Origin of the sequence: Salinivibrio sp. PR932, assembly GCF_001996125.1 — a bacterium.
Classification (GTDB): Bacteria; Pseudomonadota; Gammaproteobacteria; order Enterobacterales; family Vibrionaceae; genus Salinivibrio; species Salinivibrio proteolyticus.
Map to the genome: position 1 here is coordinate 1 of NZ_MUFM01000041.1, position 24,335 is coordinate 24,335.

Annotated in this window: 15 protein-coding genes; 5 read left to right on the forward strand and 10 right to left on the reverse strand. The window is 50.5% G+C overall.

Features of this window, described 5'->3' with window-relative positions; genetic code table 11:
• Positions 1–129: 129 nt before the first annotated feature.
• Both acnA and BZG84_RS14610 read right to left on the reverse strand, forming a co-directional pair.
• On the reverse strand, positions 130–2,874 hold the full coding sequence (acnA, locus tag BZG84_RS14605) for an aconitate hydratase AcnA (protein WP_077481962.1): 2,745 nt from the start codon (positions 2,872–2,874) through the stop codon (positions 130–132).
• A gap of 162 nt (positions 2,875–3,036) precedes the next feature.
• Positions 3,037–3,642 (reverse strand): DUF6151 family protein, encoded by a 606-nt coding sequence (locus BZG84_RS14610; protein WP_077481964.1) that lies wholly within the window; start codon positions 3,640–3,642, stop codon positions 3,037–3,039.
• A 425-nt stretch (positions 3,643–4,067) separates the two neighbouring features.
• Between BZG84_RS14610 and BZG84_RS14615 the strand changes: the two genes are divergently transcribed.
• From BZG84_RS14615 to BZG84_RS14625, 3 genes are all read left to right on the forward strand, one after another.
• Positions 4,068–4,703, forward strand: a complete 636-nt coding sequence (locus BZG84_RS14615; RefSeq protein ID WP_077662741.1) for a 2OG-Fe dioxygenase family protein — start codon at positions 4,068–4,070, stop codon at positions 4,701–4,703.
• A 2-nt stretch (positions 4,704–4,705) separates the two neighbouring features.
• Entirely contained in the window at positions 4,706–5,953 is a 1,248-nt protein-coding gene (locus BZG84_RS14620) for a cysteine desulfurase-like protein (protein WP_077481161.1), read from the forward strand.
• Between the two features lie 227 nt (positions 5,954–6,180).
• A complete protein-coding gene (locus BZG84_RS14625) occupies positions 6,181–6,648 on the forward strand; it encodes an ASCH domain-containing protein (RefSeq protein WP_077481159.1) in 468 nt (155 codons plus the stop codon).
• A 52-nt stretch (positions 6,649–6,700) separates the two neighbouring features.
• Here BZG84_RS14625 and BZG84_RS14630 read toward each other — a convergent pair whose 3' ends face one another.
• Positions 6,701–6,985 (reverse strand): hypothetical protein, encoded by a 285-nt coding sequence (locus BZG84_RS14630; RefSeq protein ID WP_077481157.1) that lies wholly within the window; start codon positions 6,983–6,985, stop codon positions 6,701–6,703.
• A gap of 160 nt (positions 6,986–7,145) precedes the next feature.
• Here BZG84_RS14630 and BZG84_RS14635 point away from each other — a divergent pair, with 160 nt between their 5' ends.
• On the forward strand, positions 7,146–8,531 hold the full coding sequence (locus BZG84_RS14635; protein ID WP_198536744.1) for a class II fumarate hydratase: 1,386 nt from the start codon (positions 7,146–7,148) through the stop codon (positions 8,529–8,531).
• A gap of 3 nt (positions 8,532–8,534) precedes the next feature.
• On the opposite strand, the gene BZG84_RS14640 is transcribed toward BZG84_RS14635, so the two are convergent.
• The 5 genes from BZG84_RS14640 to BZG84_RS14660 all read right to left on the reverse strand — a co-directional run bounded on the left by BZG84_RS14640 (position 8,535) and on the right by BZG84_RS14660 (position 13,026).
• A complete protein-coding gene (locus tag BZG84_RS14640) occupies positions 8,535–9,932 on the reverse strand; it encodes a GGDEF domain-containing protein (RefSeq protein WP_077481153.1) in 1,398 nt (465 codons plus the stop codon).
• Positions 9,933–10,054: 122 nt separating this feature from the next.
• Entirely contained in the window at positions 10,055–10,498 is a 444-nt protein-coding gene (msrB, locus tag BZG84_RS14645) for a peptide-methionine (R)-S-oxide reductase MsrB (protein WP_077676050.1), read from the reverse strand.
• Between the two features lie 114 nt (positions 10,499–10,612).
• Positions 10,613–11,674, reverse strand: coding sequence for a succinylglutamate desuccinylase/aspartoacylase family protein (locus tag BZG84_RS14650; RefSeq protein ID WP_077481149.1), 1,062 nt, complete (start codon positions 11,672–11,674; stop codon positions 10,613–10,615).
• Positions 11,661–12,566 (reverse strand): 30S ribosomal protein S6--L-glutamate ligase, encoded by a 906-nt coding sequence (gene rimK, locus BZG84_RS14655; protein ID WP_077481147.1) that lies wholly within the window; start codon positions 12,564–12,566, stop codon positions 11,661–11,663. The genes BZG84_RS14650 and rimK overlap by 14 nt, the downstream gene beginning before the upstream one ends.
• A gap of 13 nt (positions 12,567–12,579) precedes the next feature.
• Positions 12,580–13,026, reverse strand: a complete 447-nt coding sequence (locus BZG84_RS14660) for an ATP-dependent zinc protease family protein (protein ID WP_077481145.1) — start codon at positions 13,024–13,026, stop codon at positions 12,580–12,582.
• Between the two features lie 318 nt (positions 13,027–13,344).
• Here BZG84_RS14660 and BZG84_RS14665 point away from each other — a divergent pair, with 318 nt between their 5' ends.
• Positions 13,345–14,685, forward strand: coding sequence for a magnesium transporter (locus BZG84_RS14665; protein WP_077481143.1), 1,341 nt, complete (start codon positions 13,345–13,347; stop codon positions 14,683–14,685).
• 58 nt (positions 14,686–14,743) lie between these two features.
• Here the strand turns inward: BZG84_RS14665 and BZG84_RS14670 are convergent, their stop codons facing one another.
• Both BZG84_RS14670 and BZG84_RS14675 read right to left on the reverse strand, forming a co-directional pair.
• Positions 14,744–15,646 carry a mechanosensitive ion channel family protein gene (locus tag BZG84_RS14670; protein ID WP_077481141.1) on the reverse strand — a complete coding sequence of 301 codons (903 nt, stop codon included), beginning with the start codon at positions 15,644–15,646 and terminating at the stop codon, positions 14,744–14,746.
• Between the two features lie 117 nt (positions 15,647–15,763).
• On the reverse strand, positions 15,764–24,335 hold an 8,572-nt coding region (locus tag BZG84_RS14675; protein ID WP_077678393.1), incomplete at its 5' end, for a VCBS domain-containing protein.

Below are 24,335 nucleotides of genomic sequence, written 5' to 3' on the forward strand. Positions count from 1 at the left end.
CTTTATATATAGTTTTCACTATAACACTGTTTAGCTCGCTGTCATGATTGGGTTGCCTGAGACGCCTTTAAGCTGTGGGGTAGATAACAAAAAAGGCCCCGCGGGGCCTTTGTGGTAGCGATGCTAGTACTAGCTGGCGAGTTGGCGCAGCACGTAGTGGAGAATACCGCCATGGCGGTAGTAATCCCACTCAACTGCAGTGTCGATGCGGACGTTGACGTCAAACTCGATGGTTTTATCATCCCGAACTGCACGAACCTTGAGGGTAGAGGGTTCGCCGTTGATCTCCTCAAAGTCGAACACTTCTGTGCCATCCAATCCAAGTGATTCAACGGAATCACCCTCTTTAAATTGCAGTGGCAACACGCCAAAGCCCACTAAGTTAGAGCGGTGAATACGCTCGAAGCTTTCAGCAATGACGGCTTTGATACCCAGCAAGTTGGTGCCCTTGGCGGCCCAGTCACGGCTTGACCCTGTCCCATACTCTTTACCCGCAAGGACGACGAGTGGCGTGCCGTCCGCTTGGTAACGCTGCGCAGCGTCGTAAATACTCATTTGTTCATTGGTGGGCAAATAAGTCGTCATACCGCCCTCGGTGCCCGGCGCCATTTGGTTTTTTAAGCGCACGTTGGCAAAGGTGCCACGTACCATCACCTCGTGATTACCTCGGCGTGAGCCGTAGCTGTTGAAATCTTTTGGCTCAACGCCTTTGGACTTCAAATACTCGCCTGCAGGGCTATCTGGTTTTATCGCCCCTGCAGGTGAGATATGGTCAGTCGTAATAGAGTCGCCCACTTTCACCACACAGCGTGCGCCCTTGATGGGTTTCATCTCGGGGAGCGCCATGGTCATGCCATCAAAGTACGTTGGTTTTTTAACGTAGGTGGAGTCTGGCCATGAGTAAATCTCATCTTCAGGGACTGGCAGTTTCCGCCAAGCGTCTGTGCCGGCAAACACGTCCGCGTATTTGTCTTGGTACAGCCCGTCGGTCATTGCTGTCTGAATGGTTTGCGCGACTTCCTGTGGCGTTGGCCAAATGTCGTTGAGGTAGACCGGCTTACCGTTTTTATCCTGTCCTAATGGCTCTTTAAGGACATCGACATTCATATTACCCGCCAGTGCATAAGCCACGACAAGCGGGGGTGAGGCTAAATAGTTGGCTTTTACATCTTGGTGAATACGGCCTTCAAAATTACGGTTACCGGACAGCACGCTAGTCACCAATAAGTCGCCAGCGCGAATGGCTTCAGTGATAGGCTCTGGTAATGGCCCTGAGTTACCAATACAGGTAGTACAGCCAAAGCCGACGATGTTAAAGCCAAGCTCAGCCAGAGGCTCGAGTAACCCCACATTCTCTAAATAGGCAGGGACAACCTGTGATCCTGGCGCAAGCGAGGTTTTCACCCACGGTTTTGTTTTTAAGCCAAGCTCGCGTGCTTTTTTTGCCACCAGCCCAGCAGCAACAAGCACGGCAGGGTTCGAGGTGTTGGTGCAGGAAGTAATTGCTGCGATGACGACGGCCCCGTTCTCAAGTGTAAATGTTTCTCCCTTATACTTGACTTGAGTATCGCCTTGTTCGCGCACACTGGGGTTATCGACCGCAGTTTGCCCGCCTTCACTGGCAAAACTGGCGATCAGGTTATTTGCTGCCGCTTGCTCTTTTTCCAACAGCTGATCGAATTGGGTTTTGGCATCGGTTAATGCAATTCTATCCTGCGGGCGTTTGGGGCCGGCAAGGCTTGGAACCACATCACCGAGGTCGAGATGGAGTGTGTCACTATAATCAGCCACCGGTGCATCATCATCGCGCCACAAGCCCTGTGCTTTGGCATAGGTTTCGACCAGCGTGATTTGATCGTCGGTGCGTCCTGTTAGGCGCATGTAGCTTAGCGTTTCTTCATCAATCGGGAAGATGCCACAGGTTGCACCATATTCGGGTGCCATATTGGCAATGGTTGCGCGATCCGCAAGCGGCAATTTGGCGAGACCGGGGCCATAAAACTCAACAAATTTACCCACCACGCCGCGCTCGCGTAGCATTTGAGTGACGGTGAGTACCAAGTCAGTTGCAGTGGCAGACGCAGGTAGCTCGCCTTTAAGCTCAAAGCCGACCACTTCAGGAATGAGCATGGTGATAGGCTGGCCGAGCATCGCCGCTTCCGCTTCGATACCACCCACGCCCCAGCCAAGCACACCTAAGCCGTTGATCATAGTGGTATGTGAGTCAGTGCCCACTAGTGTGTCTGGCATGGCTAGCTTATTGCCGCCTTGCGCTTCCACTAATACTCCCGGGGCTAAATACTCGAGGTTCACTTGGTGTACGATCCCCGTGCCGGGGGGGACGACGCGGAAATTCGAAAAGGCTTGCTGACCCCAACGTAAAAATTGGTAACGCTCGCTGTTTCGTTCGAACTCAATCTCGGTATTTTTCTGCAAGGAGTCAGGATTGCCGTAGTCATCCACCATGACCGAGTGGTCGATGACAAGATCAACCGCACCAAGCGGGTTAATTTTGGCTGGATCGCCTTTTAAATCGCGCATGGCGGCACGCATGGCTGCGAGATCCACCACGGCAGGTACGCCAGTGAAATCTTGAAGCACGACACGTGCAGGGGTGAAGTTTACTTGATCTTTACCGGCAGCATCAGCTTGCCACTGGCAAAGGGTTTTGATGTCCTCTGCCGATACATTCTTACCGTCTTCTTTGCGCAGCAAGTTTTCAAGCAGCACTTTTAGGCAGTAGGGCAAGCGGCTGATATTAAATTGATCAGACAATGCATCGAGACGAAAGTAATCGTAGGTTTCACCATTGACGTGTAGGGTACGTCGCGTGTTGAAACTGTCTTGGCTATTGGAATGAGATGTGTTGCTCACGGGTGCCTCCCCAAGTCCGTTATTGTGAGTAGAAGCGAGGTAGATAAGGACACCTCGCTCGGGGGATTGCTTGTTTTTACAGCACTATTGTAAATGCGAGATTGATTTAGTTAAAGCTTAGTTACTATCGTGTGGCCGATAACTGCCATCGCTGAAACCTTTTTATTCAGGGTGAGCCTGTTTATCGGGTTTGGCGATCATCGCGTCTTGCGGATAGTAAACAACGCCGCGTGGCTGACCTTGGCGATCGAAGAAAGCGTTGGGACGATGGTGACCGAGTAAACGTGCCCAGCCAATGCGGAGGGCGGTTCTGATCACTAAGCTAAGCGGAAAGCGAGGGTGGACATTTTTTTCTGGGATGGGGGAACGTGCGTCTTGACCTTGCACGTACCAACGAACAGGGCCAATTTCTTCTTCGTTATCCCCTTCGATGTGATAACAACTACTAATAATGCCGATAAAAGGGATAGCTGCGCTAATCGTATTCGCTATCGGTGTATGGCAACAGCTCGCGTACCAGCGATAAAGCCCTTTTTCGGATAATCTCGCGCAGGAAAGCTTATCTCGCCCTCGGTACACGCGTAACTGCGCTGGCGTGATTTGTAGGATTTCTGTGCCGCCACCGGGCCTTAGCTCGGTATGGTAACCCAGTTTTTCAGCGAATGCTTGGCAGTCTTTGCAGTAACAAACGCAACGCTGACTGCGTTGTGCATCAATAATTTCTCCCGCCACTTGGCCACAAGCACACTGGATATTCAACCTTGTCATTCTATCCTCTCCCGCGCATCAAAGCGTGTCTTTACAGTGTAGAGGATGAGCAAAAAAATCGATGCAGAGTGTTTGATTTATAACGCTATCTGAACATGAAATTCCTCTGAATTACGCAGAATGGCAACTTTTCGTGACATTTTTGTCCCATTTCCACCTTCTAAAATAGGGCAATAGACCAACTATGCAGTGATTAATTCTTTTGTTTAATAATTGTTAATCTTTGTAGTGGAGCCTTTCAACGGCTTAGCGAAATTTTTTAGACAAAAAAACTAAACGAGTGGTTTATGATCGATAAATATAGTGCTCGATCTGGAAATAACAGTGTATATGGTTGATGATTGGATGTATCACGTTTGTTAAATAAATGTATTTCAAACGTATTGGTTTGAATGCGCGGCACAGTCGCGAAACAGGAGGAAGCCATGAATACGTCAACATTACTCATGCAGCTTAATCAACTGGACGATAATCATATCAAACAATTACAGCCTTCGTTTGATAACCTTCCGGGTACATCTCACGCAGACGGCGGTTATCGCTTGCGTCGTTATTCAATCGTGCATGCTTTCGATGGGGGCATCGAGAAGTTACCGACTCGCCCATTTATGCAAACATCTGACATCAATGAATTCCAAGGGGATGTGGCCAGAACCTTTGAGGATATCGAGCCCCAGACTATTCAGGCACCGGGCTTCCATGCCATGTGTCGGACATTCCGCGACCTTTACCAGCTTAGCGATGACAACGACATCGAAATCCACCAAATTCGTATTCAGGCGGATAATCAATCTGTGCAGGTTGCCCCAGAAGGGGTTCACCAAGATGGCTTTGATCATATCGCTATTGTGAGCATTGGCCGTGATAATATTGAGGGCGGTGACTTTCAGGTATTTAGTCATAAAACCAGCGCACCGCTGTTTAGCCTGCCGCTGGAACCGGGGCAAATGGCGGCACTTGATGATCGTACGTTGTGGCATTACGCTGAGCCGATTACGCCCGTGGATAACCAGAAACCGGGCACGATGGATGTATTTGTACTCACAGCAACAAGGAAGTAACGATGACACCGGCAGGTTTTTCACCCCATGCTGTTCGGGGCCACTTTCCCGCGCTCGCGCAAATCATTGAAGGCAAACCCGTTGCATTTTTTGATGGCCCAGGGGGCGCACAAGTACCCCGCGCGGTGCTTGACGCTATGGTGGATTATTTAGGGCACTACAACGCCAATCTGGGCGGCCAGTTCTTTTCTGGTCGTTATACCACCGAGCTTATGCAGCGCGCGCGGGATGTGGCGGCCACCTTTGTGAATGCCTCATCGTCAGAAAGCATGGTATTCGGTCCGAATATGACCACCTTGACCTTCTCGTTGAGTCGGGCAATCAGTCGCGACTGGCAGGAGGGAGATGAAGTGATTGTTTCGGCACTCGATCACTATTCAAATGTATCTAGCTGGCAACAAGCGGCGCATGACAAAGGCGCGACCGTGAAACAGGTACGTGTTGATGAGTCGACGTATTCTATCGATATGACCCACCTAGCCAGCCTAGTAACCGATAAAACTAAGTTGATTGCGGTGACACTCGCCTCAAACACCACAGGCAGTTTGGTTGATGTGGCAAAAGTGGTGGAGATGGCGAAACAAGTGGGCGCCAAAGTGTATGTAGATGCGGTGCATTACGCGCCCCATCACTTGGTGGATGTGCAAGCACTCGGATGCGATTTTCTTGCCTGCTCAGCGTATAAGTTTTTTGGGCCTCATGTTGGTTTTGCCTATGTCGCGCCTGAGTGGGTACAGACGTTAAAACCGTACAAAGTGGAACCTGCGACTAATCAAGGCCCCGGCCGATTTGAAACAGGCACCCAAAGCTTTGAGGCGATAGCGGGCTTTATTGCGACGGTTGACTATCTTGCACAATGGGGCAATCCGACGTCCTCACTGCGAGAAAGGCTAGCGGCAAGTTATGCGCAGTACCAAGCGCATGAGCAAGCATTGTCGGCACATTTTATCCAGTTGATGCGCGCTTACCCCAAAGTACGTATTTATGGTATTACCGATGATAATCAGCTCGACAAACGCACTCCTACGTTTGCGATCCGCATAGAGGGAACAGAGCCGGCAGAGGTTGCTCAAGCACTTGGCGAGCAAAATTTGTGTGTCTGGAATGGACACTTCTATGCGCAAGGCCTGTGTGAGCAGCTTGATATCTTAGACAAAGGCGGTGTGATCCGCATCGGTATGATGCATTACAACACCATTGATGAAATTGACCGACTACACCAAGCCTTATTGCCATTTATTAGCGATTAAGGTTAATCAATCTCTCAAGCGGCCAAAAAGGCCGCTTTTTTTTGATCAAAATTGGTTTCAGTTGATGTTTAAATGTGAATTTATTCACAGTGCAACCTAGAAACGTTAGCTAGCGCATAGGCGAATGTGCGGCTGCACGTTATGATCACCATCGTTAGTGCTGTCCAAGAACCTGTTCAGAAAGAAATCATTTAAAAACGAAACCAATAATAATCAAGGCGAGACCCATGACTGAAGAACAAAACGCCTTTTGGCACCAATATCTAACGACCCTTCCCGCGGACCAACGGCCAACTGATGATCAAGTGGTGGTGGACACCTTAAGTCATCACACGGTGAGAGCGAACGAAGTTGCGACATTGGTGAGTTTGAATAAAAAGAAAGCTCACTGCCGATTGCGCAGCTCTTTGGAAGAGAAAAATGCGGTGATCCCACACAAAGGACATTATAAGATTGTCCTTAATGGTCACCACCGACCCGTGTGTATCGTCAAAACCACACAGGTGAGCTATTGCCCGTTTAACCAAGTCAGTGCTGAATTTGCGGCACGTGAAGGAGAGGGAGATGGATCTTACCAGTGTTGGCACGAAGCGCATTGGGGTTACTTTTCCCAGTACGCTAAAACACACGGCCTACATTTTGATGAGCACTCGGATGTGGTGCTTGAAGAGTTTGAGAAAGTCTATCCACTCTAAAAATCAAAGCCGCGCTGAGCGGCTTTTTTAATGTTTCTCACCCGTCCTGTATTTACTCACTTATATCCAAATTAATCTCATCGGCCCATGGCATGTCTGGCAGGGTGTCTAAGTTGGCTTCATAGCGGGACAGGGTAAATTGCCCGTTGTGATTGTTAACATCATAGATCTCAACCATTAACGCACAGGCAATGTACTCGATAGCTTCGTCGCGTGAATAGCCGGTCATACGCAGGCGCATCAAGGTTTCTGCTACCTTTTTAGGGTCTTGGTCGGCGATCTGGTTCTCAACCACTTCAATCAAGTTAGCGATACTGGTACTGGTTTCATCTTGCATGGTATTGCTCATTATGGGTGATAGTGACGTCATACTAGGGGATGCAAGCCTGAGAGGCACGGATTTTTTGTCAGCCTATGACGTCACTAACTTCATTTAGTTAACTCAATATGTTAATGATAACCATTATCGAAATGGTGTGGTGAATGAAAAGGATATAATCATGGTGAAAACACGTATCGAAAAAGACAGTATGGGTAATGTTGAGGTACCTGCTGATGCGCTGTACCAAGCACAAACACAGCGAGCCGTGAATAACTTTGCGGTCAGTGACCAGATGATGCCTGAGGATTTTATTCGCGCGTTAGCCATGGTGAAGCATGCAGCGGCAACGGCTAACGAAGAGCTGGGCTTACTGGATGGTAATATCGCACATGCGATTCGCCAAAGTGCCGAATCTATCATGGATGGTGAGCATTTAGCGCAGTTTCCCGTTGATGTGTTTCAGACTGGCTCAGGCACCAGTTCAAACATGAATATGAATGAAGTGCTGGCAACGTTAGCCTCTGAAAAGTGTGGTGAAACGGTCAGTCCCAACGATCATGTCAACATGAGTCAAAGTAGCAACGATTCTGTTCCTACGGCTATCCAGATCAGTGCCACATTAGGCTGTGAAAAAGCCTTACTTCCCGCGTTAGCGCATTTACGTGATGCGTTACAGGAAAAGAAACGCTCAGTCGGCCATATCGTGAAAACGGGTCGCACTCACTTGATGGATGCGATGCCTGTGACTCTTGGCCAAGAGCTAGATGCTTGGACTCAGCAGGTCGAACACGCGATGGTACAAATTACCCAAAGTCTATCATCGGTGCGCGCACTGGCTCAGGGTGGCACGGCAGTGGGGACGGGAATCAATGCTCATCCATTATTTGCCGAGCGTTTTGCCAACGCAGTTTGTGCGTGCAGCCACTCGTCATTCACGGCGAGCGAGAATCCTTTTTTTGCTATTGGTAGCCAAGATGCGCTGGTGGCATTGCACGGCCAGTTGAAGACAACCGCGGTTGCAGTTATGAAACTGAGTAACGATTTACGTTGGATGAACTCGGGCCCACTGGCCGGGCTTGGAGAAATTGAGCTAGAGGGGTTACAGCCCGGATCGTCTATTATGCCGGGGAAAGTGAATCCTGTTATTCCAGAATCTGCTGCTATGGTTGCGGCGCAAGTGATGGGCAACGACACTACCATCACGGTGGCGGGGCAATCGGGGAATTTTGAGCTGAACGTGATGTTGCCTGTGATTGCTGCCAACTTACTGCAAAGTATTCGTCTATTGGCGAATGCTGCTCATCTGTTAGCAGATAAAGCGGTGGCGACCTTTAAAGTGCGAGAAGATAACTTACAGTCAGCGCTAGCCCATAACCCTATTTTAGTAACGGCGCTTAACCCAGTTGTGGGTTACCTTAAAGCCGCTGAAATTGCGAAGAAGGCGTATCAACAGGGCCGGCCTATCTTGGATGTCGCGGAGGAAGAAACGGATCTCGGCCGCGAGCATTTGTCGCAATTGCTTGATCCAGCCAAGCTCACCGAAGGCGGTATCGCTGAATAAATATTAGGGTGGGGGCGCCACAACAACACGGTTGCGCCCCGTCTTTTTGGCCTGATACAAGCAATCATCGGCTCGGTCAAAAACACGCTCTGGGTGAACATCGTCAGTGTGGTTTTCAGCCAAACCGCAGCTGACGGTATAGGTCAGTGACTGGTCATCAATGTGAGAAATGCTAGCGGCGATGCGTTCTCGGATCCGTTCTGCCACATGAGTGGCATCGCGTGCGCACGTGTTGCGAAAGATGACCACGAACTCCTCACCGCCATAGCGAGCGACCAAATCGTTCTGGCGTACTGTGTCTGTGATGATGCTAGCGACATCTTTCAATACTTGATCGCCAGCAAGGTGGCCATAGTTGTCATTGATCTGTTTAAAGTGGTCAATATCGATTACGGCCACTGTGTAAAAGTAACATGCGCGTTTAGCAAATTCGTGTTCGATGGCTAATTCAGGCAGTAGACCGTAGCGGTTAACGGTGCCGGTTAATGGGTCAAGGCTAGCTTTCCTTTGCCAACTATCCCGAGCCACCACAGCTATTCTTAGTTCTGAGGCATGGATAGATATACTGATACTAACGAGCACTGTCGTGAATACGTAGATTAATAAAGCCAGAATGCCATCATCAAGATCTGGAATCGCAAAAGCGCCTAGACTGTGCGGGACCATCACTAAGATCGAAGTAATCAGGATCACAAGCGAAACAAGCAGTGTTCGCCAATACCCAGACGATGCAATATAAACTAGTAGTGCGAGGATAATAAAAATAGCACCGGGGAAATAGGAAAAGCCCGCTAAGGTTAGCATCAGAGCGCTTAAGGCTATGCCCGTATTTTTAGTGTTTATTTTCTCTAACTGAAACCCACCTCGTCGCCAGGTCGTGTAAAGACTCACCCAGATCAATAGAGACGTCGTATAGGTCATTGAGAATTCGATATATAGAAACTTTAATCTTTCCGGGATAAGCTGGTTATCTATATAAAGAGGCACCGACACGAGCAAAATCATTGCGACTGAAGGAATGAAGCAGGCGATAAGAATAAAGCGAAACAAGACACTCACGTTATCTAAGCATTGCTGACACCGCGATATCCATAACCTTGCGGAGATAAAGGCGATAACAGTGAGTAGGGCGCCAAATAAGAGCGACACTGCGACGTGCAAATCATCAATCCGAGCGGTGGCGGCGAAAGAGTGACTGAGTGCGCTGACGATTAAAAACGGGAAGAATATCCGCCGACCGTAGTGATAAAACAAAACGACCGCGAGACCACTCGCAATATTAGTCAGTGTTGAGGTATGCACATCCACTAATACAGCGAGGTACCGCATATCAACCCAGGTAAGGGCGCCGTAAATTGCGACCCATAGAGTTAAATAGGAGAATGAAAGAGTGGATGCCATATGTCTCCTACAAGGTGTCGCCTATGACAAGCGTTTTCAGTGCTTGATATAAGTTTACCTGATGGTGATGGAGTAAATATAGCAGAGCCGGCATGCACCGGCTCTGAAACTCGAGGAGGGGGTTAATCCAATTTCTTTAACGCAACGGCGTTCATACAAAAACGTAATCCAGTCGGTGGGGGGCCATCGGGAAACACATGTCCCAAATGAGCATCACAGCTGGCACAAGTGGTTTCAATTCGCGTCATCCCGTGACTGGTATCTTTATGGTATGCGATGGCGCTATCTTCGGCAGGTTGTGTGAATGAAGGCCAGCCGGTACCAGAGTCAAATTTCTCATTCGCATCAAACAACAGAGTGCCGCAACAAACGCAGCCATATAGGCCTGGCTCAAACAAGGTACACATGCCCGAGCTAAAAGCACGTTCAGTGCCTTTTTGACGCGTGACACGATATTGCTCGTCGCTGAGCTGTGACTGCCATTGTTGATCTGTTTTTTCCACCCGCTGGCGCGGCGACACATTACCTTGTTCGCTTCGTGTGACGATCTCTTGCCATGTCAGCATGATGTCGATCCTCTTGTGTGGCGGGCAACTGCCCGTGCTACAAAAACGCGTAGTGTTATGAATCTGAGTGCGTGATGCAAGTAGTACGGTGATGATTCGCCTTTAAGATCAAAGTTAAAGTGTGCCGATACCCCATCGTAATTCATCGTCTTGATCGTCTCGCACTTGATCTAAATAGCCCTCTAAGTGTTGCTCAATCAGTTCGTCAGATTGCGAGAAAAAGGCAATATGAAAGACCGCATCCCCTTCATTGACAACAGGGAGAGTTTGTTGGCCAATCAATATACCGCTTTGCGAGGCTTTGATTTCCACTTCATTGCTGCCTGATGGGTCGCTGATGATACCGAGTATTTGTCCCTTATTAACTCTTTCACCTAGGGCAATATGACTACGAAAGATACCGTCAGCTTCAGCGCGCACCCACCGTGTAGCCCGTGCTGTAACCGGTTGATAGGGAAGGGTACGCCGAGACTGACGTAGCATCCCCAAATGACGCATAACGCGAATGACACCCCGTACGCCCGCATTAATGGCGTAAGGCTCAAATCGCAGTGCTTCACCTGCCTCGTAAGTGATGACTGGAATACCGATCGCTTCTGCTTCGGCACGTAGAGAGCCATCACGTAAGGCGGCATCAACCATAACGGGAGCTGCAAAGGCTTTCGCCATCTCGGCTGCTCCTTCATTATCAAGATTGGCGCGGATTTGAGGCAGATTGGTGCGATGAATCGCTGCGGTATGAAGATCAATGACGTGCGTACACTGACTGATCACTTCATTAAATAATTGATATGCCATACGCCCGGCAATGGAGCCGCGCTCGGAGCCGGGGAAAGAGCGGTTTAAGTCGCGTCGATCGGGTAAATAGCGGGACTTGTGAATAAAGCCAAAGACATTGACGACAGGAATAGCAATCAAGGTGCCACGAAGCTTTTCGGTATCGACTTTGGCTAATATTTGACGAACAATTTCAATTCCATTGAGCTCGTCGCCATGAATGGCGGCGCAAACAAGCAGAATAGGCCCCTCTAACTTACCGTTTAACACCTCAATGCTGACATTTAATGGCGCGTGAGTGTATAAGCGCGCCATTTCCAGTTCCAAGCTGGCTTGCTCGCCAGCTTGGATTGTTTCGCCACCGATATCGATGGCATTGTTTTTTTTAGCCCTTGCCACGTGTGCGTGTCCTTTGGGGTTTAGCCGTCTTTTCAATATACTCGACGATCATGCCCGCGACATCTTTTCCTGTTGCTTTTTCAATGCCTTCTAGCCCAGGAGATGAGTTGACTTCCATCACAAGGGGTCCGCGCTCGGAGCGAAGAAGATCAACCCCTGCCACGTTAAGTCCCATGGCTTTCGCGGCCGCGATCGCGGTTCGACGCTCGGCTGGCGTAATACGGACTAGACTCGCCGTACCGCCACGGTGCAGATTAGATCGAAACTCGCCCGGTTGCGCTTGACGCTTCATCGCGGCGATCACCTTATCACCAATCACAAAGCAGCGAATGTCGGCACCGCTAGACTCTTTAATGTATTCTTGCACCAAAATATCCGCTTTTAAGCCCATAAAGGCTTCAATCACACTTTCTGCGGCTTTTTTAGTTTCAGCAAGCACGACGCCAATACCTTGGGTTCCTTCCAAGAGTTTGACCACCACGGGCGTGCCACCCACCATGGTCAGCAAGTCAGCAATATCACCGGGCTTACTGGCAAACCCAGTATGAGGCATGCCGATCCCTTTACGTGACAACAATTGCATTGAGCGTAATTTATCGCGAGAGCGTGTGATGGCAACCGACTCATTGACGGGGAATACGCCCATCATTTCGAATTGGCGCAGTACCGCACAGCCATAGAAAGTAACGGATGCACCAATCCGCGGTACGATGGCGTCGAATCCGGACAATTCCTCACCGGCCAAATGAATCATCGGCTGCGTTGAGTTAATACTCATGTAGCAGCGCAGCGCATCAATGATTTTGTACTCGTGACCGCGTTGTTCGCAGGCTTCTATCAGGCGACGCGTAGAATAAAGATTTTTGTTACGCGACAGAATGCCTATTTTCATGGTTTAACCGCTCCTACTTACCGAGCAAAAAAGAGTGCATGGGATCGACGGTCATTTGTCCCGCCATGGCTGTGCGGCCGAGTAGCATGCGAAAACGCATGTTGTCTCTTGCCGTTAGTGTCATTTCTATCGGATAGCGTAATTTACCCGCTTGAAGTGTGGTCTGTATGACATACCTAAGCTGTTCATGCCCTCCCGAGTCGCGAACAATGCGTCTAGCTAGGACTTTGGCTTCAGCTTGTACGTGTGTTTCATCGTCCCCTTGATGAGGGTGAACCCAAAAGCGAACCCAAGCTTCCCCGTTTTGGTCGAATTCTTCGATCTTAAACGTATGCAGGCAAGAAGTCCGTGCTCCGGTATCAATTTTGGCTTTTACCCGATCAATGCCTAGGTCGGGGAGTGCGACCCACTCTCGCCAGCCGACGCTGACTTTAGGTGTTTTGTGTTGCACAGTGTTCATTTTGATCCGCTATAAAAAAGTCCCTTACTCTACCGTAGAAGGGATAACGATTACTCGTGGTAAGAATCTGAAAAATAAGCGATGATGTGTGATAACCATCGCATACATTTACAACGCATTGACTCAGACATTTTCGTGGTGTCAGCAGTATGAGGTGCATGCGGATGCACGCACTCACCGCTTTGCGGCAATACGAGAGAGTCTGGGGTTCGTCGTGACAACGTCATGGCATCTCTGGGCAGGGCGACGAAATAATTTTCGCCAAATACGCGGTGATGGCGTCAGAGAGCACACGAAAAGTTTCATGAAGGAAATACCATGCAAAACAGTGATAGACAAGAAGTAATTGAGGATTTGCTCTCAAAAGTTGATGAGGGAACGCCTGAAGTGGCACAAGAGATCGAGCAAGCCCACAGTCTTGATGACCTCGCGCTATTACTTGAGTCTTTGCCCGTTACTGATCGTGTGAGTTTTTGGGAGCAATTATCGCCGGCAATACAGCTGCCGGTGTTGGCGGAAATGCGTGCTGATGCGAGTGAAACGATTATTCGCGCGGTGGATGAGGTTCGTCTCCATAACTTGTTTGCGGAACTGGATGCCGACACCTTGTTGGAGCTGCAAGATGTGCTCACCGAACCTTTGCTGGAAGAAGCATTGGGGCGCATGGATACGGAGCAAAAGCAACGGTATGCCTCCGCTCAGCAATATGCAGATAGCGAGGTAGGGCACTGGTGTGACCATCAACCTTTAGTGGTACCGGCGAAAACAAAAGTGAATGTCGTACTGCGTTTACTGCGCCGTGTGATGCCTAAATATTGTGACCATGTGTTCGTGGTTGATAGCCGTGGAATATGGGTTGGTGCGGTGCCGATTCACAAACTCTTTGGTGCTGATGGCGTGCTCAAAATTAGTGAGCTGGTGCGCGAACAGTTCCCGAGTCTGAATGCCCGCGAGGATATTTACGTGAGTGCCGATAAGGTCGCTAGCAGTGAAGAAGTTGCCTTACCAGTGCTAGACGATGGCGGGATGTTGATTGGTCGGCTTGACCTTGGCACTGCCTATGAGATGCAAGCGGAACGAGCAGAAGCGCAAATCATGGCCACGGCGGGTTTAGATGAAGATGAAGATTTATTCTCCCCGGTAATGAAAAGCGCGCGCAATCGTGCACTGTGGCTTGGCATTAATCTGATGACGGCTTTTCTTGCTTCTTGGTTTATCGGTTTATTTGAAGCAACCTTACAACAAGTGGTCGCGCTGGCGGTATTGATGCCCGTGGTGGCGTCAATGGGTGGGATCGCCGGAAGCCAGACGCTAACCTTGATTGTGCGAGGCTTAGCACTAGGACAAATATCTAAAAGTAACTTGAGGCCGCTACTGAACAAAGAGCTGCAAGTGGGGCTACTGAATGGTGTGCTTTGGGCGATAGTGATTGGTTTGATCGCCGGTTACTGGTTTAACAGCTGGGGACTAGGGATGGTGATTGGTGCTGCCATTATCGCCAATATTATCAGTGCCGCCTTGGCAGGTATCTTTCTTCCGGTCATTCTCGATAAGCTGAAAATTGATCCTGCGCTGTCAGGATCGGTCATTTTAACCACGGTGACGGATATTGTTGGTTTTGTTGCCTTCCTTGGGTTAGGAACCTTGTTTTTGCTGTAAACCTTTACCAAGAAAGCAGGGATTGAAAAGCGCTCGCCGTAACGACGAGCGCTTTTTGTTATGAGTTTGCTGGTGGCGCGGGAGTATCTGACGCAGCAGCGTCAGCGCTCTCTGGCCGTTTTCCGTCAGCGGCAGGGAGCAGTTTTTCGCAATAAAGCGTCATAATGTCTTCCCGTATTAATTGTTCGAGTTCGGCGGCGCGTTCGGTTGGACAGAACAGACGGACGTGAACATGCTGCTCGCCGGTGTCGGTATGCGACAAATAAACATGGGGCTCAGGCCCAGGTAAATCCACACCCGCATGACGTTCAATCACATGGTTATAGCGTCGAGCGACATCAAGAAAATCCTCGCTATGATCGTCAATGCGTGCCAGCAACGCGGGAATATGGGGATATAAATTAATATCGCCACGGATCACTGTATGAAAATGGTGATAGACATAGCGCTTCATAAAATTCAGGTTTTTTACCGTGGTGGTAAAAAACAAACTATTGGGCAGCGTCGCAGTTTTTCCGGTGTAGCAATAGTGACCATCAATTTCTTGAATTTTAGTCGCCATCAAATTGTGCTCGATCACTTCGCCGCGAGAGTTACCTACCTCAATCCAATCCCCGATACGAAATGACCGTGAACTAGCACGCTGAATAGAACCGGTAAAGCATAAAATGATTTCTTTCGATGCGACGACGACGGCCACTGCGATGGCAGTAAGCGAGAGGGCAAACTCGCTAATTTCCGTGTTCCAGAATAAGAATAAAAACAGCAACAGTAAGCTAAACGCACCATTTTTAGTGCGAGAGATCCACTTACGTTGATCTTCACTGAGAAAGTTACTGTCACCGCGAATACGGCGTAAGATTAGGCGGCGAATAACGCTGACAATAATAATGACGCCGATGGTGGTCAGTAGCTTGTTATCGACCAACAGTTGGGCAATATTTTTTAACTCAGATAACAAAGTTGCTCCCTATTGTTTTTTTCCCGAGCTTTGGCGCTATTCTGCCCCTTTGGCGATAAAAATAAAACGCAAAGTTGCCGATACCTCAGGACGAGGTATCGGCGTGTGAGGTGGGTGCTAATCTGTCATCAATTTGCTTTGTTGGATCATGGCATCAATCACTGAAGCGCTGAGCTCTTGGCTACTCAGGCCACTGATATCAATCTCGTAGGCTGCGGCCATATCTGCCACACTGAGGTTCTCGAACACTACGTGTTGATCGATTTGATTATCGCCCGCTGAGGAAATGTATAAGGTGGCTTCACCTTGGTCGTTGTCCTCAAGGGTTAGATAGTCTTCAAGGTTTGCACCGGCTTGGTCTTCATCAATCAGCAGCTCGGAGAGATCGAGAGTGTCTTTTTGCACATCAAAGTCCGTAATGCGATCGACCGCTTCTGCGCCGACCGACCCTTGATCACCGCTCAAAAAGGCGAATGTGTCCGACCCAAGCCCGCCAGTCAGCGTATCGTCCCCTTTACCGCCAATCAGCAGGTCATCGCCAAGACCGCCATCAAGCGTATCATCGCCATGATTCCCGAGTAAGCTATCATCTCCCTCGTTACCGATCAGGGTATCATCACCTGTATCGGCGGCGATGATTTCACTTTGATAGCCGCCTTCCAGTGTTTGGTCATCAACGGCAATAATATCAACTAGCGCACTGTCCACATAGCTACCGTTAGAGGTGGTGTATTCAAATTGATGCTCAGGCTCTGGTAGCACCGCATTTGAGCTATCCAAGGTAAGATAAATCTCGTAGCTTTCGGTCGTATTTAAAGCATTGTTGGAGACGATCTCAAAGTAATAAGTGCCTTGTTGACCGGCGGTAAAGCTATTGCTGCCAGTATCTGGATTGAGAGTATCCAGCAGCTGTTGGTTTTGGTCATAAACCCTAACGCTGAGGTCATTCCACCACCGATCATCATCAAAAAGTAAGGTCTCGTTTTGGTAGAGATCCATTTTTGTCATATCACTGTCGGTGCCGTTTTGGACCGTACCTGTCAGAGCTGCGTTGGCACCATAGTTACCGGCATCAATATGCGCCCATACCTCCTGTGTCATGGTGCCGAACTTACCGCGATCTAGGCTCTGAGCCTGAGCAAACGAGTCAGCGAAGTCGCCGAGCTCGGATTCCGCGATAAACTCAGAGTCGTTACCGATGGGATCAAGAACGGTTTGCGGATTTATCGCACCATCAGGTGTGAAGGTGATGTCATCCGTGCCCGTTACCGACCCTTGTATCGCATTACTGGTAGCCGTGATCGTGCTGCCCATCGAAGGAATGTCATTATGGGTTAAGGCCAAACCGGGAATGACGATCGGACTACCGTCATGAATATTGGTGATCACTATATCGTGATTGGCGTCAAGCCGTGCCTCGTAGTAGAGATTAATGACGACATTGACGTCACTGCTATCGCCATCGTTGTCGGTAAGCGTCAGTGCGATTTGCTCTTGCTCGTTGAGAATATCTCTGTCGACCGCCACGCGGTAGTCGTATTCGCCGGTATCAAAATTGATGGTGAGGATACCGCCTTTTGCGGTTTCAAAGGTCTGCTGTGCGCTGTCAGTCGTGGGATCATAGCTGTACGTTTGTCCATCCAAGGTGAGCGCGGAGATATAGCCACCGTCGGCCCCGAATAAGGAGACAGTATTGCCGTCATCATCCAATAGAACAAGGCCGCCTGACACTTGTCCACTCTCAATGGTTTGTAGTAGTGAGTAGGCGAGCTCATTTTCATCGGTGACCAGCAATACATTGTCACTGGTATTGCCTGAGCTACTTGCAGCTATGGGGGTCAGTGGCGATGTCGTAATGCCATCCCCGACCCCAACACTGAAGGACTCGTCAATACCTTGCGTACTGACATAAGTTTGCCATGCGCTTTGCAGGCTAGTGTTACTTTCAAAGTCATCATTGGGCATCCCGTCCGAGATAAAATACGAGATGGTTTTATCCGCAGCCAGCCCTGAAGTATCGACAGTATCTATGATCTCGTTCAGCGCGTTATCGTATCGGGTCGCGCCGCCGGCATACAGACCCTCGATTGCGTCTAATGCGCTACCGACGTCATTCTGAATCCAGCCAGAAGAGCTCGCGGTATCCGAGAAAGATACGATTTGAATGTTGAGATCCCCGAGTTTGTCGTATTCTTCTACCATAGATTTCAGTGCAGCTTTGGTAACTTCCATCCGAGTGGGTGAGTCCGGATCGCTTGGATCAACCGGATCGGACATACTGCCGGACAGATCAACGGTAAGAATAAGGTTAAACGTCGAGCTACTCTCCGCCGTGGCGTATAAGGCACTTTCGATGTTGTCAGATGTGGGCGTATCATCTTGGACGTTGATGGTTAACGTTGATGAGCGATACGCGGTAGATGCCGTCGGATCATAGGTAGTGTAGGTGAAGGCGTCGCTCACGTTATCACCGCTGGTGGCATTATTGAGCGTATAGGTGTAGTCACCCGCGCGATAACCTTGGGTGTTGTCTTGGTTATAAACAGTCAGAGTGCCAATGGCGGTGGTGAGGGTTAAAACCCCATCACTGCCAAAACTTTGCCCATTAATTTGATGCAGGCTAACATTGACGCCTATCCCCGTATCATTATCCAACAGGTTACCTTGGGTAGTTTGACTATTATCGTCGCTCACCAACCCTTGCTCGCTGACTGAAGCGATATCGGCGTTTAATTGGGTATTGTTGTCATGACCGAGTGTGAGCTGTGCCTGACTGGTATCCCCATCGCTGTCGGTGAGGGTATAGGTGAATACTTCATCGTCCAGCGTGCTGGCATCCGTCGTTGACGCGACCGATGATTGATACAGATAGCTGCCGTCGGGTTGAATGGTTAATTGCCCTTGCGATGTGGCAATCACAGTACTGCCGTTGACTGCATAGGTGGTGCCATTGAAGCTAACCGCGGTCACCGTGGTGGTATCCGCCCCGAGGGTATCGGCACCGGCGCCGGCAGTGATCACGTTCCCACCTGTCGAGGCGCCAGAGGCTACGCTATCACTATCATCATGGGCTACCGGCGCAGAGTCGCTCACATCGAAGGTCACGGTTGTCCACTCGTTATTCTCGCTGCTTTGGTAGGAGAAGCTGTCATAGACTTGACCGCCGCCTGCATGATTCACTGCCGGTGCAGTGTAGGTAAAGCTACCGTCTGCATTGACAGTAACACTGCCACCCAATGCGGTGGCGATGGTGGCAGGGCCGATAACAATTTCACTGTTACCACTTTCTCCTTGGCTAGCATTGGTGGCAACGCGGGTGACAGAGGCCTGTGTATCTGTATCGTTGCTGATCAGTCCGTCGACACTAGCAATGCTGGTGGTTTGTCCTTCGGTCTGTGCAAAGCTATCATTTTCTAGATTCAGCGTGGCCGTGGTTGATGCCTGATCCGTGCCGTCGGTACTGATAGCCGTAATCGATAGCGTGACACCAGTAATATCGGCAGGAGAGGCGAGATTAAGACCACTCAGTTGCGCGTCCGTGAGTAACCAATCGCCGGTGCTTGCCTCTTTTGTCCCCGCTGATAATACTGCATCATCCGGTAAGCCGCTGATTCGGTAAGTAAGTGTTTCGCCCGATTCATTGGCGGTGCCGGAGATTGTTAAGGGCGAAAGAATCGCACGTGACCCGCCCGCGCCAGGGTCAGTGGCGGAGATTTGTCCTGCGTTGTCGATATAAGTCAGTGATTGATCGCCACGGCTGACCGTAAGTGTGGGGGCGGTAGCAACCCCTTCGACGTTGAAGGTGACATCGTGGGTGAGACTCGCATTTTGCGTATCGGTGGCGCGGAAGCTTACTGTCTCTGTCCCACTCCAATCGGCGACCGATGAAATGGTTGCGATACCATTCGCATCAATAGAGACGGAGACCCCACTGGGCACATTTGCCACATCGAAACTCAAAGTATCGTCACTGTCGATATCGGAAAACACTGTATTAAGATCAATGGTGTAGCTAACAAAATCCTCTTGCAGAGTTTGTGTTGAAACGGCTTGAGCCAAGGTGGGGGCGTCATTGGTACCGGTAATAGTAATGGTAATGTCCTGTTGTACGCCGTTAGTAGCCGTTAATGTGATGGTGTCGGTAACTTGATCGCCGGCATCCAAATTCTGCACCGCAGACTGATCGAGGGTGTAGGTCCAGTTCTCACCGAACAGCTCTAGCGAACCGTAAGTCCCGGTTTCTGTGGTATCGGCAAAGGTTGGCGCGTCGTCACTATCGACATCACTGATCGCAATGGTGCCGGTGGCAGTGACCGCATCGCCCACGTTGCCTTCGGTCACTGAACCAACAAACTCACCACTCACTTCAGGAGCATCATCCGTCCCCGTAATGGTGATAACAATATCTTGTTGCGTGTTATCGCTCGCAGTCAGGGTGATGGTGTCGGTCACCTGATCACCGGCATCTAAATTCTGCACGCTGGCTTGATTGAGGGTGTAGGTCCAGTTGCCATCGACCAGCTCTAGCGAACCATATGTACCCGCTTGTGTGACATCGGCAAAGGTAGGCGCATCGTCACTATCGACATCACTGATCGCAATGGTACCCGTCGCAGTCACCGCGGCATCGCCCACGTTGCCTTCGGTGACAGAACCAACAAAGCTACCGCTTACTTCAGGGGCATCATTCGTCCCCGTAATGGTGATCACAATATCTTGCTCTGTGCCATCAGAGGCAGTCAGGGTAATGGTGTCCGTCACCTGATCGCCAGCATCTAAATTCTGCACGGCAGATTGATCAAGGGTGTAAGTCCAATTACCGTTAACTAGCTGGAGCGAGCCATAAGTACCTGTTTCTGTGGTATTGGCGAAGGTGGGTGCATCTTCACCGTCGATATCAGTGATCGCAATGGTGCCCGTGGCAGTGACGGGTGCATCACCTTCGTTGCTTTCGGTGACAGAACCAACAAACTCACCAGTCACTTCAGGGGCATCATCCGTCCCCGTAATAGTGATCACAATGGCTTGTTCAGTACCATCGCTTGCTGTGAGGGTGACGGTATCCGTCACTTGATCACCGGCATCTAAATTCTGTACTGAGCTCTGATTTAGCGTGTAAGTCCAGTTGCCGTTGACCAGTTCTAGCGAGCCATAGGTACCCGCCTCAGTGGTATCGGCAAAGGTGGGGTTATCGTCGTCATCAATATCACTGATCGCAAGGGTGCCGGTGGCAGTCACGGCCGCATCACCTACGTCACCTTCGGTGACTGAACCAACAAATTCACCGGTGACTTCCGGCGCATCACCAGTACCGGTAATGGTGATAACAATATCTTGCTGTGTGCCATCAGAGGCAGTCAGAGTGATGGTATCGGTGACCTGATCGCCGGCATCTAAATCCTGCACGCTGGCTTGATCAAGGGTGTAGGTCCAGTTCTCACCGACTAGTTCCAGCGAACCATAAGTGCCGGTTGCTGTGATATTGGCGAAAGTGGGTGCATCGTCGTTATCGACATCACTGATCGCAATGGTGCCGGTGGCAGTGACAGGCGCATCGCCTTCGTCACCTTCGGTGACCGAGCCGGAAAAGTTACCGGTCACTTCAGGCGCATCGTCGGTGCCCGTAATAGTGATGACAATATCTTGCTCTGTGCCATCAGAGGCAGTCAGGGTGATGGTATCCGTCACCTGATCGCCAGCATCTAAATTCTGTACTGAGCTCTGATTTAGCGTGTAAGTCCAGTTGCCGTTGACCAGTTCTAGCGAGCCATAGGTACCCGCCTCAGTGGTATCGGCAAAGGTTGGATTATCGCCGTCATCCACATCACTGATCGCAAGGGTGCCGGTGGCAGTGACAGGTGCATCACCTTCGTTGCCTTCGGTGACTGAGCCGGTAAAGCTACCGGTGACTTCAGGTAAGTCGTCGGTGCCGGTAATGGTGATGACAATATCTTGTTGCGTGTTATCGCTTGCGGTGAGGGTGATGGTGTCGGTCACCTGATCACCGGCATCTAAATTCTGCACGCTGGCTTGATTGAGGGTGTAGGTCCAGTTCTCACCGACCAGCTCTAGCGAACCATATGTACCCGCTTGTGTGACATCGGCAAAGGTAGGCGCATCGTCGGTGTCAACATCATTGATCGCAATGGTGCCCGTCGCAGTCACCGCGGCATCGCCCACGTTGCCTTCGGTGACAGAACCAACAAAGCTACCGCTTACTTCAGGGGCATCATTCGTCCCCGTAATGGTGATAACAATATCTTGCTCTGTGCCATCAGAGGCAGTCAGGGTGATAGTGTCGGTGACTTGATCACCGGCATCTAAATGCTGCACGGCAGATTGATCAAGCGTATACGTCCAGCTGCCATTCACTAGCTCGAGCGAGCCATAAGTGCCGGTTGCTGCGGTATCGGCAAAGGCAGGCGTATCGTCGCCATCCACATCACTGATCGCAAGGGTGCCGGTGGCAGTGACCGCATCGCCCACGTTGCCTTCGGTCACTAAACCAACAAACTCACCACTCACTTCAGGAGCATCATCCGTCCCCGTAATGGTGATGACAATATCTTGCTGGGTGTTATCGCTCGCAGTCAGGGTAATGGTATCGGTGACCTGATCGCCAGCATCTAAATCCTGCACGCTGGCTTGATTGAGGGTGTAGGTCCAGTTGCCATCGACCAGCTCTAGCGAACCATATGTACCCGCTTGTGTGACATCGGCAAAGGTAGGCGCATCGTCGGTGTCAACATCATTGATCGCAATGGTGCCCGTCGCAGTCACCGCGGCATCGCCCACGTTGCCTTCGGTGACAGAACCAACAAAGCTACCGGTGACCTCAGGCGCATCGTCGGTCCCCGTAATGGTGATGACAATATCTTGTTGTGTGTTATCGCTTGCGGTGAGCGTGATAGTGTCTGTCACCTGATCACCGGCATCTAAATCCTGCACGCTGGCTTGATTGAGGGTGTAGGTCCAGTTGCCATCGACCAGCTCTAGCGAACCATATGTACCCGCTTGTGTGACATCGGCAAAGGTTGGCGCGTCGTCACTATCGACATCACTGATCGCAAGGGTGCCGGTAGCAGTGACAGGTGCATCGCCTTCATTACCTTCGGTCACGGAACCCACAAACTCACCGGTGATCTCAGGGGCGTCGTCCGTCCCTGTAATGGTGATAACAATATCTTGCTCAGTACCATCAGAGGCTGTCAGGGTAATGGTATCCGTCACCTGATCGCCGGCATCTAAATCCTGAACCGAGCTCTGATTTAGCGTGTAAGTCCAATTACCATTAACTAGCTGGAGCGAACCATAGGTTCCTGCTTCAGTGGTATTGGCAAAGGTGGGCGTATCGTCGCCATCCACATCACTGATCGCAATGGTACCCGTGGCAGTGACCGCTGCATCGCCCACGTTGCCTTCGGTCACTGAGCCAACAAACTCACCGGTGACTTCAGGCGCATCGTCGGTCCCCGTAATGGTGATGACAATATCTTGTTGTGTGTTATCGCTTGCGGTGAGCGTGATAGTGTCTGTCACCTGATCGCCGGCATCTAAATTCTGTACTGAGCTCTGATTTAGCGTGTAAGTCCAGTTGCCGTTGACCAGTTCTAGCGAGCCATAGGTACCCGCCTCAGTGGTATCGGCAAAGGTTGGCGCATCGTCGCCATCCACATCACTGATCGCAAGGGTACCCGTGGCAGTGACCGCATCGCCTTCGTTGCCTTCAGTGACCGAGCCGGTAAAGTTGCCGGTGACTTCAGGCGCATCTTCGCTACCAGTAATAGTGATCACGATGGCTTGTTCAGTGCCATCAGAGGCGGTGAGGGTAATGGTATCGGTGACTTGGTCTCCGGCATCTAGGTTCTGCACTGCAGATTGATCAAGCGTATACGTCCAGCTGCCATTCACTAGCTCGAGCGAGCCATAAGTGCCGGTTGCTGCGGTATCGGCAAAGGCAGGCGTATCGTCGGTGTCGACATCACTGATCGCAATGGTGCCCGTCGCAGTGACAGGCGCATCGCCTTCGTTGCCTTCAGTGACCGAGCCGGTAAAGTTACCGGTGACCTCAGGCGCATCGTCGGTCCCCATAATGGTGATCACGATATCTTGTTGCGTGTTATCGCTTGCGGTGAGGGTGATGGTGTCGGTCACCTGATCGCCGGCATCTAAATCCTGCACGCTGGCTTGATCAAGGGTGTAGGTCCAGTTCTCACCGACCAGCTCTAGCGAACCGTAAGTCCCGGTTTCTGTGATATCGGCAAAAGTCGGCGCATCGTCGCTATCAACATCACTGATCGCAATGGTGCCCGTGGCAGTGACGGGTGAATCACCTTCGTTGCCTTCGGTGACCGAGCCAACAAAGCTACCGCTTAGTTCAGGGGCATCATTCGTCCCCGTAATAGTGATAACAATATCTTGCTCAGTGCCATCAGAGGCAGTCAGGATGATAGTGTCGGTGACCTGATCGCCGGCATCTAAACTCTGCACCGCAGATTGATCAAGGGTGTAGGTCCAGTTGCCGTTAACTAGGTCTAGCGAGCCATAAGTCCCCGCTTCTGTAGTATTCGCAAAGGCCGGTGTATCGTCGTCATCGACATCACTGATCGCAATGGTGCCGGTGGCAGTGACAGGTGCATCGCCCACGTTGCCTTCGGTCACTGAGCCGGTAAAGTTACCGGTGACTTCA

What these genes read in the sequence shown, in the direction of transcription:
- BZG84_RS14610 (WP_077481964.1), bottom strand. Translation starts at nt 3,642, where the DNA reads ATGACAAGGTTGAATATCCAGTGTGCTTGTGGCCAAGTGGCGGGAGAA.
- BZG84_RS14615 (WP_077662741.1), top strand. Translation starts at nt 4,068, where the DNA reads ATGAATACGTCAACATTACTCATGCAGCTTAATCAACTGGACGATAAT.
- BZG84_RS14620 (WP_077481161.1), top strand. Translation starts at nt 4,706, where the DNA reads ATGACACCGGCAGGTTTTTCACCCCATGCTGTTCGGGGCCACTTTCCC.
- BZG84_RS14625 (WP_077481159.1), top strand. Translation starts at nt 6,181, where the DNA reads ATGACTGAAGAACAAAACGCCTTTTGGCACCAATATCTAACGACCCTT.
- BZG84_RS14630 (WP_077481157.1), bottom strand. Translation starts at nt 6,985, where the DNA reads ATGCAAGATGAAACCAGTACCAGTATCGCTAACTTGATTGAAGTGGTT.
- BZG84_RS14640 (WP_077481153.1), bottom strand. Translation starts at nt 9,932, where the DNA reads ATGGCATCCACTCTTTCATTCTCCTATTTAACTCTATGGGTCGCAATT.
- msrB (WP_077676050.1), bottom strand. Translation starts at nt 10,498, where the DNA reads ATGCTGACATGGCAAGAGATCGTCACACGAAGCGAACAAGGTAATGTG.
- rimK (WP_077481147.1), bottom strand. Translation starts at nt 12,566, where the DNA reads ATGAAAATAGGCATTCTGTCGCGTAACAAAAATCTTTATTCTACGCGT.
- BZG84_RS14660 (WP_077481145.1), bottom strand. Translation starts at nt 13,026, where the DNA reads ATGAACACTGTGCAACACAAAACACCTAAAGTCAGCGTCGGCTGGCGA.
- BZG84_RS14665 (WP_077481143.1), top strand. Translation starts at nt 13,345, where the DNA reads ATGCAAAACAGTGATAGACAAGAAGTAATTGAGGATTTGCTCTCAAAA.